Source organism: Cupriavidus sp. 96C5-1 (assembly GCF_057798855.1).
Map to the genome: position 1 here is coordinate 107,825 of NZ_JBYOJU010000002.1, position 12,155 is coordinate 119,979.

Below are 12,155 nucleotides of genomic sequence, written 5' to 3' on the forward strand. Positions count from 1 at the left end.
CCGCTACTCCGTATCTCGTGGCGTTCCTGAAGGAAAAGCTTGCCTGAGACCCCAGCAGCCCGCATGGTTGGGGGCTGGCCGGCCTCCCAACCTAACTTGGCGGGCCTCGGCGCCCCTGACGGAGGCAAGTGCAACGTGACAGGCCCAAGTCTCATTTGAGCGGGGCGACGACTACGCCTCGTACCCCGGCCCGTTCGACTGCGGCTTTGACCAGACCCTCGGACTTCGCGTCCTCGATGAACTTGCGTGCGTAGGCTAGGCCGGCGTCCCGCCCCTTCGGCATGGCCATCGCATGCGGGTCAATGCCAGGCCGACCGTCGAGAACTCGCGAGCCAGGCAATTGTTTGGACATCTCGAACAGGATTGGCTTGATGCTGCCCACGACGTCGGCTCTACCGGACTTCAGTGCTTCCAACGCGCCGAGATTGCTTGATGCACGGACCGGCACGGCGTCCTTCAGCGTGCGGGAGAAGAAGGCGTCTGGGCCGGACTTCTCCTGCAGGGCAATTCGAACCCCGGGCCGCTCCACATCGGCCATCTTTGAAATGGCAGAACCTGCCGGGACGAGATAGCCGAATTCGACCTCCAGATGTAGCCCGGTGAAATCCCACTCCTGCGCGCGTGCGGGACTGAACCCGACAAACGCGACGTCCCAAGCGCCAGACTTGCCGCTGTTGAGCAGGGCTCCAACCGATGGGTACAGAACGGGCTCGAACGGAACACCAAGGCGCCGGGCCAATTCGTTTCCGAGGTCGAGTCCCACCCCCGTCGTCTCTCCTGCCATGTCCTGCACGACGTTCAATGGATTAGCGCGTTGGAGCGCCACGCGCAGCTTGCCGGTTGGAGCCAGCGCCTGTCGCGCTTCCGGCGTCGGCGCGGTACCCGTCCCCGCACAGCCCATCACCAGTAGTCCAAGCATTGCAGCCATCAGCCAGTGAGCGGTTCGCATGGCTTCCTCCCTCCTTTCCTATAGCCCGCCACTGTCCATCAGGCGGAACCAACGAATGGGCGATACATCGAAGCCATCCTCTATCGCCGCGTTACCCGCTGGGGGTTGGTTAGAGAACACCTCGATGGTGCATTTGAATGAAAAAATTGCCGTCTTCTGGCCACCGGAGGCCCAAATTTTCAGCTGTTCCTACCGGGAGCCAGAAGACATTGTCCCCAGGGTTAAGGCAAGCGGAACCACCATCCTGTAGACATCGGCGAGCGCTCCGAATCGCGCAGGGGGTCACGCAGTTCTATGAAGCTTTTGTGACGGAATCTAAAGGTTGCGCAAGTACTGGCGTTAAAACCTAGATTGCCATCATTAGGTGTCCTGGCGGTCGTCACGGCGTTACGTCGATGCTATATGTCACGTCCTCCGAAACGCCTACGTTGAGCCCGCGTACATCTTGTCCCTGAATGTGGATTGTATGACGGCCCGGAGACATAGACTTGAGCATAAGCCAGTATCCGGCGCTGACCGCCATACCAGAGCCTGAGGGCGAGTTTAGGATATTTTGTCCAGGCACCAGGAAGCTGAAGAGTGGCGATATGGAACGATAGGCTTCTATTCCATCCTTTATCTGCATGTCGTCAATCGAGATGGTTAAGGAACTGAGGTTAATCCCATCAACGATAGTTGTGGCGCAACTTCGGCAGGATGTCGCATTCGTGCAATGAAAAGGGGAAGCATCTAGGGTTGAGCATTTGACCATAGCCAATGGAACGAAAACTGGCATTGCTGATGGAATCAGGCAGTTTCGCGTGACAGGCTGACCATTGGCCACCGTCCCCGTCAGAAACCACACGGGTCCAGACTGATTGGCGCCGCAGTACATACCCGTTGAATCATGCAGGGGGTTTTGGTCCGTGCCAGGCCCAGTCGGTATTGCCAACAGCCATTGCCACCACACTGCAGACCATATGCCGTACCACCACGCTGCAATCCCCGTTCCATACACGAGGTCGGAAATTGTGCTGCCCGGCGGAAGGACTCCTGAGTTCGCGCCTTGAGCGAACACCCTAGGAGCAGCGGCAACACTGAGAACGACACACGTAGCAGCGAGGACTCGAGCTGCCTTGGACAAGCCACGGCGAGGCGACAAGAGAGAGCGTGCAATCATTTCGGACCTCCCTATCCATTGGATATCGGACGTCATCACATAGCTGCGACCGGCCCAATAGCGCGCACAAATCGTCAGCACAGATGTCATCCAGGGAAGCCGGGTGACGATGTGGACTAGCGAGAGTCGTGCCACAGGCATATAGCCCTAACTACATAATGGAAGTGTGAGCGGTATGGAATCGAATGAGCTACTGAAACCCGAAAAGATTTCACCCACGATACGACGAAGACTGCATCAAAGGGAATGGAGCTGGGCCCGTAGAAGCCCTTTCGGCCTTTTGACCTCGCTGTCAACAAGCAAGGCCTGGCACGGAGCCAGGCCAATCCTGTCCATACCCAATGTAAGTTTTAGTCTTTGTCTTCGTAGTTCAGCGTCGCGGCGTCACTCTTTCTAAAGATTAAGAACCACGGTTTCTGAAGTGCGCCACCGGAGGAGTTGCCCGGGACGATGACGTCGCAATGCTTTGTTGTGGGGTTGCAACGCCGCACCTGACCTGCTGTCGTGGCATCGCCGCCAGTGATAGGGATATACAGATTGCCGCCCGGGCCGAAAATGATTGCCTGTGCATAAGCCCTGGGAGCCGGTGGCGTCCATAACATGAGCTTGTCGAGAAGGGCGCCAGTCCTGCCATCAAGTTTGAGAATTTTGTCGATATCGCTGGTATTTGCGCGGAAGCTCGTGACCCAGAGGTTGCCTGCGCTGTCGAAGACCAAGCCCTCTGGGCGGTGTAAATCCGGGACGGTACTGTTGGATGCAAACACGTCAACAAATGCCTTGGTACTAGCATTGAAGCGCAGGATGTATCCCGTAATGGGACTGAAGTGCGGGTCCGTCGGGTCGAGGCAACCTATGGCTGAGACATACAAGAGACCGTCCGGCCCGAAAACCATGCCTCGTGGATGGAACTCGGCAGTAAACCTGTGCTGGTCCAGATTGCCCAGAAAGGCGCCTGCCGCGTCATATTCCTTTATGTTGCCTTGATTGGCACACTGGCCATTCTTGATACCGACATCGGCCAAGTAGAAGCCTTGGTCGGGCCCTCCACGCACGATACCCTGCGGAAAAAAGGGCGCGTTTCTGTCGCTCGAAGCGACGAGTTTGCCAACAAAAGTGCCGGTCGTGCTGTCGAACTGCAGAATCTCGCCGGAAAGATTGGTGTCTATATTTTGGTTCACGACCACAAGTTTCCCACCCGTAAAAATCATCCCTATGGGCCCCTTCAGTCCGGCAGTCCCAGAAGGGACGAAGGCGCCAAGATACGTGCCGCCGGCGACATCGAAACCCTTGATAGAGTTATCCCCGAGGTCGCCAATGAACAATTCCTGCGCTGTCGAGGGTTGGCTAACCGACAACGCACTTAACCCCAACGCTGCGGACAGCAGGATGTGGCGCAATACATTACGATAATGGCTCGTCAGTTTCTCTTGGTTGGGATGGCGACGCGGCATGCATAGGGCCGCCAAAAGCACTAGGGAACAGTTTTTCTTCTTCACGGTAAAACTCCTTCAGAGAAGTCGGGACATGTCGAAATGGCACTGCGGCGCCCCATGGTGGATAGTTTCGGCGTTGTAGCAACGGGCTTCGCACGGCGTGCCGTGTAACGTCCATCTCCAGATGGACCAAAGGACGAGCAAACGCACAGGCGTGGTGCCTCTGGACTTAGGAAGCGGTAGAGGCAAGCACGTGCGTACGCCGGAGATGGTGCGCTGTAGGACGCTACTGACGGGGTATCGAGAGTGTGTGCTGGAAGCAAGTGTCCATAGGCGCCGCTTGTTCTTAGTTAACTACCTGCCGCCCCGGACACCAAGCAGGCCCACGACGAGGTGGGCAGTACTTCTATTTAATTCTTGCTACAAAATAGGCCAGCATTTGACGGATTGCAACCTTCTACTGCTGTGTCGTTCAAGTTACGAGGTCGTTACCTTGACCGGCACCAGTAGTGTGAATTGCGCCCGCGAAACGTCAGACGGAAGCGGGCATTTTTGGAGCGCGTCGAAGGCCGCATCGCGCCGACGCTCCGTTTCTTCGCTCGCCACACAATCGACGCGGTCCGTGCCAGGCTGCCGTAACCGGAAGGTCAGGAACAGCTCGAACTGCGGACCATTTGTCCGCCTGCCGAGGGATGTCTCATTCGGAACGCAGGTTCTGGAACTGCCCCAAGCCGGGGCACTCGGTATTTCCTATGGCCGAAGGGAACAATGGTCAAGCCCTGTCTCAAGTTTGAATCAGCTTTGGCGTCTTTTCCTGGCTGTCACAGGGCATCGCTCTACCTATGCCAAAGAATTCATACACTTGTCGCTCCTGGCATAGACAATGCTCTGGGCTATATCTGGTGTCCAAGCCTCATAAATATGCCGGCTGAGCAGCGGTGGGTACCTACAGGGTGCCGTCAAAGGCCTGTAGCCGACAAGCCAGGCTTCAGTCGTTTCAGCTTTGCGTCATCACAGCCGGGGACCAGCGAAAGAGAGGGCTATTATGAAGCAGCTGATTCGTGCTTACGCGGGCACCGTTTTTGTCGTGATGGTCGTTGCCGGCGCCATGCAGCTAAGCGTTCCAAAAGGCTGGGCGCAGGCACAGCAAAAGACTGCAATTTCATTTCAAGTTTCTGCCGAGAATACGAAGTACACGCAACAGCATGCCCTTGACGTAGGGGACATGCCTGGTCACCAGATTCGCATTTTCGAAATCCATCGCATCTATCCCAAAGACCCACCCCTGTTCGCCGGAGTACCCACCAAAGAATCTTGGGTTCGTGCGGTGACTGACAACCTGGGCGACGATGGCCACGTCGTCGGCTATGTGGTGTACGCCATGCAGAATGGGGACAAAATCTATGGGAGATATGAGGGGACTGCGCAAGGAACCGGTGAGCAGCCGTCTGGTCGGCGACACGTCTCGGGAAATACGATATTCACAGGAGGGACAGGAAAGTTTCGGGCTATTCGTGGTGTGTTGCACAACACAAATCTAGCCGAGCCAGCAACAGGCTTCAATGAGTCCAGGACCGAAGGTGTGTACTGGATGGAGAAGGAGTGAAAGGTTGCGGTCGTCCAGGTGATGCCATCTATCTAGCCCCGAATCTGGGGCGCAGGTCAGGCAAAGCTTGCCACCGGTAGAGCATTTAATTTCAGCAGCGCCATGCCCGGGAACAAGTTTCAAATGGGGTCATTTCTTGCAAGGGGCTGCGATGCTCAGGACCTTGTTGGCGCTGGTGTTCGCTCTGTTCTCTGCTGGTTCCGGGGGCGGCGGCAACGGTAGCAGCAGTGCGACCACGCAAACTCTGTCTGTGTCTCTTCTCACGGCCGTCGGGAATCTGGTCAATAACGGTATGACGGTCAACGTCGCAATCTCGGGTTGGACCGGCGATGCGAGCACTGCCGTAACAGGCTCTGGTACGTTTGCGGACGCCAAGGCTGTTTCCGCAACGTTGAACGGCATTGCTGTCCTCAAGACGACGGAAATCGTGACTGGGACGGTCACGGTGAACGGTAGTTCTTCCCCTCTTTCTCAGACAACAACCACCTACGAAAATCCAACTACCTACGCAGAAGTTGTCGACGACCAAGGCTACCCCTACATCGTCTTCGCTGATTTCACTCACCCAACGACTGTCCAGGCCGGGGATGCCGCCGCACTTGCAACTGCCACGATGTTTTCCGGCCGCCTGCAAGCGACGAAGACCGGTACTCTCTCGTTATCTTTTACTGTCACCGTTGATACGGCTACCGCTTTATTTTGGCCGCATGCTTGCCTGCCGCTCTCGATGTTCTTTTTCCCACATCCGAACGTTGGAACACATCTACGGCGAATTTTCAGACGGGCTCTTAAATGTCCGGCTCCAGCTAAGGAACAGTCGAAACCTTCCTAGGACAATGTGGAACGGATCAGGTGTAAGACGGTGATGCATCAACGGTCATCAAGCCTCTGGCAACTCTCCCAAGAGCCACTGTTTGAACAGTTCAAATGAATCGTGCTGCCGGATTCGCCTTGGGTAGACGAGGTGGTGCCCAACATATTGCACATCCTGCGTCTTACCGCGTAGCGGGCACACCAGCGTGCCTTTCGCCAGCTCGCGATCGGCAAGCAGCGTCGATTCCAGCACGACGCCAAGTCCATCCACTGCTGCTGAAATGGCCATCGAACTCCGATCGAAGCGCAAGCCATAGTGATGCGGCGGCACCAGCCGGTTAGCTTCGAACCATCCCTTCCACTGGAACATCTGCACGTCGCACTGGATCAGTGTTTGTCGGTACAGGTCCTCAGCAGTCTGAATCTGTTGCGCGATCTCCGGATTGCACAGCGGGGTCAGCTTCTCCATCGCCAATGGAATCTTCTCATAGGGCGATGGCCGCGGTTCGCCGTAGACGATATCGAAATCAAAGTCGTCATTCTCGAAGCGAGCGTACTCGGTGCTTGCCGAGATCCGCAAATCGATTTGCGGATGGTCTCTGACAAATCGCGCGAGCCGCGGCAGGAGCCACTGCGTGGCGAAGCTGGGAGCGGTATGCAAGCGCAGCGGTGCAGGCTCGTCTGATGTCACCAAAGCGAAGCCGCGCCGCATCTCCTCCAATCCTCGTTGCACATGTTCGAGCAGCAACTCGCCTTCACGGGTCAACTTGACCTCTCGCGTGGTGCGTTCGAACAGCCGCAAGGCAGTCGTCTCTTCCAGTTTGCGAATGGAGTGGCTGACAGCGCTGGGCGAAAGGCCAAGTTCATCCGCGGCTACGGCGAATGAGCACGTGCGTCCGGCTGCCTCAAACACCCGCATGAGGGGCAAGGGCACCTTGCGTAAGGACTGGATTCGTGAGTGAGATTCATCCATTGCTGCAAACGTTTCTTTTGTGCGGCCGAAAACTCGATGATAGCCTTCACGCAACCTTTTCTGTAGCCCACCATTAGTGAATTAGGTTCACGTTAACCCTAGGCGCGGACCGGTGGGAAGAAAGGTGTACCAACATAGGAACGGAGACAATGACAGCAATTCAGTCACCTCAGGCAACCGTCGCGTCGCATGACGCCGTAGCACGGCATGCATGGCGTATCCGCCGCTTCGCGCTGCGTATGGGCGAGGTACAGGGGCAAGGTTATGTCGGCCAGGCACTGGGCTATGCAGATGTCCTCGCAACGGCGTACTGCCATGCGATGCAACTGCGTCCCGCGGAACCTGAATGGGAGGGCCGCGATCGCTTCCTGTTGTCGCATGGCCACTATGCTATCGCCCTCTACGCGGCGCTCATCGAGGCCGGCATTATCGACGAGGCCGAACTGGATACCTACGGCTCCGACGACAGCCGCCTGCCGATGTCGGGAATGGCCACGTACACGCCCGGTATGGAAATCTCGGGTGGATCCCTTGGCCAGGGACTGGCCATCGGCGTAGGCATGGCGCTGGGATTGCGCATGAAGGGTAGTTCGGCCTTCGTCTACAACTCGATGTCCGACGGCGAACTGGATGAAGGGGCGACGTGGGAGGCCGCACTGTCCGCCGCGCACCACAAGCTGGGCAACCTTATTGCGCTGGTTGACATCAATCGACAGCAGGCGGACGGCGTGTCCCATGAGGTGCTGGGCTTCGAGCCGGCCCACGACAAGTGGCGCGCCTTTGGCTGGCATGTCCAGCGCGTCGACGGCAATGACCTGCCGGCCGTGATCGACGCGTTTGACCGGGCGCGTGCCGTGAAGGACCCGGTTCCACGCGTCATCCTCTTTGACACGCTGATGGGCAAGGGCGTGTCTTTCCTGGAAACGCGTGAGAAGAACCATTTCATTCGCGTAGAAGCCGACGAATGGCAAAAGGCCATCGCCGATCTGGATGCCAACTACGCTAAGGAAACCCAGCAATGAGCGCTGCCACCAATACCGCAAAGCCGCGCCTGACGACGTCGGCCATGATTGCTTCGATTGCTGCCGAAGGGCAGCGCACGCGCACGGCGCCGTTCGGCCACGCATTGGTGGCGGAAGCTGAGAAGCGCCCGGAAATTGTCGGCATGACGGCCGACCTCTCGAAGTACACCGACTTGCACATCTTCAGTCAGGCGTTCCCTGAGCGCCACCTCCAGATGGGAATGGCGGAACAGTTGTTGATGGCTGCAGCAGGCGGCATGGCGAAGGAAGGGTTCATGCCGTTCGCCACTACGTACGCGGTGTTCGCTACACGGCGTGCCTATGACTTCATCCACCAGGTCATCGCAGAGGAGAACCTCAACGTCAAGATTTGCGCGGCGCTGCCCGGCCTGACCACAGGCTACGGGCCGAGCCATCAGGCTACCGAAGATATCGCGCTGATGCGAGGCATCCCGGGCCTGACCATCGTCGACCCCTGCGACGCATTGGATACGGAGCAGGCAGTATCAGCCATCGCCGAGCACAAGGGCCCGGTCTACATGCGCTTGCTGCGCGGCAAGGTACCCCTGGTCCTCGATGAATACGACTACAAGTTCGAACTCGGGAAGGCCAAGCTGCTGCGCGACGGCAAAGATGTGCTGATCGTCTCCACCGGATTGATGACCATGCGTGCACTCGAGGTAGCCCAGGCCATGTCGGGCGGCGCCGCTGACGTGGGTGTGCTGCACGTGCCGACGATCAAACCGCTTGACGAAGAGACCATTATCGAGCAGTGCCGCCGTAGCGGGCGGCTGGTCATCGTCGCGGAGAACCACAGCCGCGTGGGCGGCCTGTCCGAGGCCGTCGCCATGACGCTGATGCAAGCGCGCCTGCAACCGGAATTCAAGGTCGTTGCTCTGCCGGACCAGTTCCTGGACGCCGGCGCCTTGCCGACACTACATGACCGCTATGGCATCTCGACCGCAATGATGGTTGAGAACATCAAGCAATGGCTGAAATAAAGGATGCATCCATGAAGGTCAATTTCATCGGACTAGGCGCGATCGGCCTGCCTATGGCCTTGCAAATCCATCGCGCCGGCCACACCGTCGCGGGCATGGACGTCATGACAGCCGCCTGCGAAAAGGCCGAAGCGCAAGGCATCAATGCCGTCAATCGCGTGACGGATCTCCCTGCGGGCGATGTTGTGGTTGTTATGGTCGCCACGCCGGACCAACTCGCGAAGCTCGTCGACGAGGCTATCGAGAAGGCACCAAGTGAATTAGCCAGCCAGCACTGGATCATTATGTCGACCGTCGGACCTGCCAGCGTTCGCGAACAAGGCGGAAAACTGCGCAATGCGGGAGCACGCGTCGTGGATGCGCCCGTTACCGGCGGGGTGGCGCGCGCACGCACCGGCGAGCTCATGATTTTCGCCGCTGGGGAAACCAACGACATCGAAGCGGTGCGGCCGGTGCTGGACGCTATGGGCGTTGTGCGCAACACAGGCACGACGCTTGGCGACGGCCAGGCTATCAAAGTCGTCAACCAACATTTGTGCTCGGTACACATCGTGGCGGCCGCAGAGGCGCTTAGTCTGGCGCGCTCGCTTGGCCTGGATCCCGCACAAGTACTGCCACTGATCGAGAAAGGCGCAGCCGGTTCATGGATGCTATCGGACCGTGGTCCGCGCATGTTGGCCGGCACGGACGTGGAGGTGACCAGCGCTATCAACATCTTCGTCAAGGATAGCGGCCTCGTCGCGGATGCTGCTCGCGGCTGCGACGCACAAGTGCCGCTCCTGGACATCGCTCATGCACGCTATTGCCAAGCGGCAGACGCGGGTCTAGGGGCTCGTGACGACAGCCGGGTAATTGAAACCTGGCAATAGCCGCGCAACGACCACGCAGCAACGTTTCGCGGCAGGAGCAGCGAAGTCTTCGCCGCTAACAATAAAGACATTGGAGACAACCCCATGACACAAGTGACATCCACAGGCGCGCCGAAGAGGGACGGTGCTGTCAAGGTATCCATCGCATCCATGATTGGCTCGGCGGTGGAAAGCTACGATTTCTTCATCTATGGCACGGCCGCGGCCGGCTGGTTCGGCAAGGTCTTTTTCCACACCACGGAGCCGATTGTCGGCATCCTGGCCGCCTTCGCCACACTGGCGGTCGGTTTTTTTATGCGCCCGCTCGGAGGTTACCTCGCAGGTCACTATGGCGACCGCATCGGGCGCAAGTCCGTGCTCTTTTGGTCGTTGTTGGCCATGGGTGGTGCTACCGTATTGATCGGAGTTTTGCCTACCTATGAACAGGCCGGCGTCATCGCGCCCGTCCTTCTGATCCTGCTGCGAATGATTCAAGGCATTGGTTTTGGTGCGGAATGGGGCGGCGCCGTTCTGATGGCGTGTGAACATGCGCCGCCGCGTCGCCGCGGCTTCTTCGGAGCCGTGCCGCAGATCGGCATTCCAATGGGGCTGCTGATGGCCAATGGCGCCTTCCTGCTATCCGTCGCCCTCTTTGAGGGCGATTGGGTATGGCGCATGCCTTTTCTGGTTTCGATTGTCATGGTGGTAATTGGCATCTTCATTCGTCTGAGCGTGAAGGAATCACCGGACTTTGAAGCGATGAAGGCACAGAACACGATCGTCAAGCAGCCGGCCATGGACGTCTTGCGCAATGACTGGCGCAAGGTGCTGCGCATCGTTGGCGTTCGACTGGCCGAGACTGGCGGCTACTACATTACGACGAGCTTCATGCTGTCGTATGTGGTGCTGGCCCAGGTCTCGACCAAGGAAAACGTGCTCTGGGGCACGATGATCGGTTCAGCAATCGGTCTCGTCAGCCATTTGATCTACGGCGCGTGGAGCGACCGCATTGGCCGCCGCCCGGTCTTCTTCATCGGAGCGCTGTTTACGATCGCCTTCGGCATCCCGATGTTCATGCTGATCAACACGGGCGCGGGCGTCATGGTGGTGACCGCGATTTCGCTGTCCTTGCTGCTGAGTCATGACCCGATATTTGCCGTGGAACCTAGCTGGTTTGCTGAACAGTTCCCGCCCAATGTGCGTTCGTCTGGTATCTCGCTCGGATACAACGGTGCTTCACTGGTGGCCGGCACGCTGCCGTTCCTCGCGACTGGCTTGTATGGCATTGTCGGCTGGATCGGTCCGGCGTTACTGTTCTCGCTGCTCGGGGTAACCTCGACGCTCTGCGCATTGACAATGCGCGAGACCGCGCCTGCGGTGGAGGAACGCGAACTGTCGCTTCGGCAAGCTCGGCGTCCGGTGGTGAACGGATAGCGCAGAACGATTGAATAGGGAATGGCCCGTCGCTTTGTGCGACGGGCCATATCAATTTGCACGTCCGGCCGTCGATAGGTTGCTGGCCATCTTCTGGCTGGTACAAGTCGAGCTCTGCGAAAAAGGGTGCGGATGGCCTTGACGAGCGCTCGCGGGCCAGCGCGTTACGACCGGCGGCGGCATGAGTGGCAAGTTGAGGACGCCTGGTGCAACCAGCTGTCAATTTCAAGCGTGAGCGAGGGAGCGAGCGTCCTCTGCAGCCTTCGCCGCGCTCCGAACGTGGTCAAAGCACAGTCGACGAGCGGTCTCCGCATCCCGCTTCTCAATTGCCGAGACAACTGCATCGAGCTCCTTGATGGATTCGGCAAGCCGTCCGGTGCGGCCGAGCGACAGACGGCGCAAGAGGGTAATGCGGTTGTTGAGCTGGGTCAGCATCTGCCCGGCAATCTCGTTCCCGCATCCCTCCATCAAGATTGCATAGAAGGTGTTCTTGCCCAGGAGCAAGGCATCTGTGTCTGCGGAAGCTTCGGGCGTGGCCAGGTACTGCAGTGCTTCCCTCAGGCGGGAAATCTGCACGTCCGTTGCGTTGCGCGCGAATCCTTCACCGATACACGCCTCGAGATAGGCGCGCACGGCATAGATTTGGCGCGACTCTTCTTCGGAAATGGTGGCTACCACCGGGCCCTTGTGAGGAATCAGGTGAATCAACCCCTCTGCCTGCAACTGCTGCAGCGCCTCGCGTAGAAGCGGTCGGCTCACCCCCAGGTTTTCGCAGAGCTCCCGTTCGACGAGTCGCGCACCCGGGACGAAACGGCCGGAAAGGATGGCTTGCCGCAACCTATCCGTCACTTGTTGACGAAGGGTTGTCATGTCTCGCTTGATGTAAAGGTCAGTTTCCATAGGTCGCCACGCTGGTT

At 58.4% G+C, this 12,155-nt stretch carries 10 protein-coding genes; 6 read left to right on the plus strand and 4 right to left on the minus strand.

Going from position 1 to position 12,155, the window contains the following annotated elements; genetic code table 11:
* Nucleotides 1-151: 151 nt before the first annotated feature.
* Together AC3FOF_RS03070 and AC3FOF_RS03075 are read right to left on the minus strand one after the other, a co-directional pair.
* Nucleotides 152-949: a transporter substrate-binding domain-containing protein gene (locus AC3FOF_RS03070; protein WP_488725732.1), complete on the minus strand. Its 798-nt coding sequence runs from the start codon at nucleotides 947-949 to the stop codon at nucleotides 152-154.
* A gap of 1,509 nt (nucleotides 950-2,458) precedes the next feature.
* Nucleotides 2,459-3,604, minus strand: coding sequence for a Vgb family protein (locus AC3FOF_RS03075; RefSeq protein ID WP_488725733.1), 1,146 nt, complete (start codon nucleotides 3,602-3,604; stop codon nucleotides 2,459-2,461).
* Nucleotides 3,605-4,586: 982 nt separating this feature from the next.
* On the opposite strand from AC3FOF_RS03075, the gene AC3FOF_RS03080 reads away from it, so the two are divergent.
* Nucleotides 4,587-5,147 (plus strand): hypothetical protein, encoded by a 561-nt coding sequence (locus tag AC3FOF_RS03080; protein ID WP_488725734.1) that lies wholly within the window; start codon nucleotides 4,587-4,589, stop codon nucleotides 5,145-5,147.
* A 151-nt stretch (nucleotides 5,148-5,298) separates the two neighbouring features.
* Nucleotides 5,299-5,979: a hypothetical protein gene (locus AC3FOF_RS03085; RefSeq protein ID WP_488725735.1), complete on the plus strand. Its 681-nt coding sequence runs from the start codon at nucleotides 5,299-5,301 to the stop codon at nucleotides 5,977-5,979.
* 48 nt (nucleotides 5,980-6,027) lie between these two features.
* Here the strand turns inward: AC3FOF_RS03085 and AC3FOF_RS03090 are convergent, their stop codons facing one another.
* Nucleotides 6,028-6,933, minus strand: coding sequence for a LysR substrate-binding domain-containing protein (locus AC3FOF_RS03090; RefSeq protein ID WP_488725736.1), 906 nt, complete (start codon nucleotides 6,931-6,933; stop codon nucleotides 6,028-6,030).
* Nucleotides 6,934-7,082: 149 nt separating this feature from the next.
* On the opposite strand from AC3FOF_RS03090, the gene AC3FOF_RS03095 reads away from it, so the two are divergent.
* The 4 genes from AC3FOF_RS03095 to AC3FOF_RS03110 all read left to right on the plus strand — a co-directional run bounded on the left by AC3FOF_RS03095 (nucleotide 7,083) and on the right by AC3FOF_RS03110 (nucleotide 11,238).
* Complete coding sequence (locus AC3FOF_RS03095; RefSeq protein WP_051078632.1) at nucleotides 7,083-7,955, plus strand: transketolase; 873 nt, start codon at nucleotides 7,083-7,085, stop codon at nucleotides 7,953-7,955.
* Nucleotides 7,952-8,956, plus strand: coding sequence for a transketolase family protein (locus AC3FOF_RS03100; RefSeq protein ID WP_488725737.1), 1,005 nt, complete (start codon nucleotides 7,952-7,954; stop codon nucleotides 8,954-8,956). The genes AC3FOF_RS03095 and AC3FOF_RS03100 overlap by 4 nt, the downstream gene beginning before the upstream one ends.
* Nucleotides 8,957-8,967: 11 nt before the next feature.
* A complete protein-coding gene (locus AC3FOF_RS03105; RefSeq protein WP_017230813.1) occupies nucleotides 8,968-9,825 on the plus strand; it encodes an NAD(P)-dependent oxidoreductase in 858 nt (285 codons plus the stop codon).
* 84 nt (nucleotides 9,826-9,909) lie between these two features.
* The gene (locus AC3FOF_RS03110) at nucleotides 9,910-11,238 is read left to right on the plus strand and encodes an MFS transporter (RefSeq protein ID WP_017230814.1); all 1,329 of its coding nucleotides are present in this window, start codon (nucleotides 9,910-9,912) and stop codon (nucleotides 11,236-11,238) included.
* Between the two features lie 225 nt (nucleotides 11,239-11,463).
* Here the strand turns inward: AC3FOF_RS03110 and AC3FOF_RS03115 are convergent, their stop codons facing one another.
* Complete coding sequence (locus tag AC3FOF_RS03115; RefSeq protein ID WP_488725738.1) at nucleotides 11,464-12,138, minus strand: GntR family transcriptional regulator; 675 nt, start codon at nucleotides 12,136-12,138, stop codon at nucleotides 11,464-11,466.
* Between the last annotated feature and the right edge of the window lie 17 nt (nucleotides 12,139-12,155).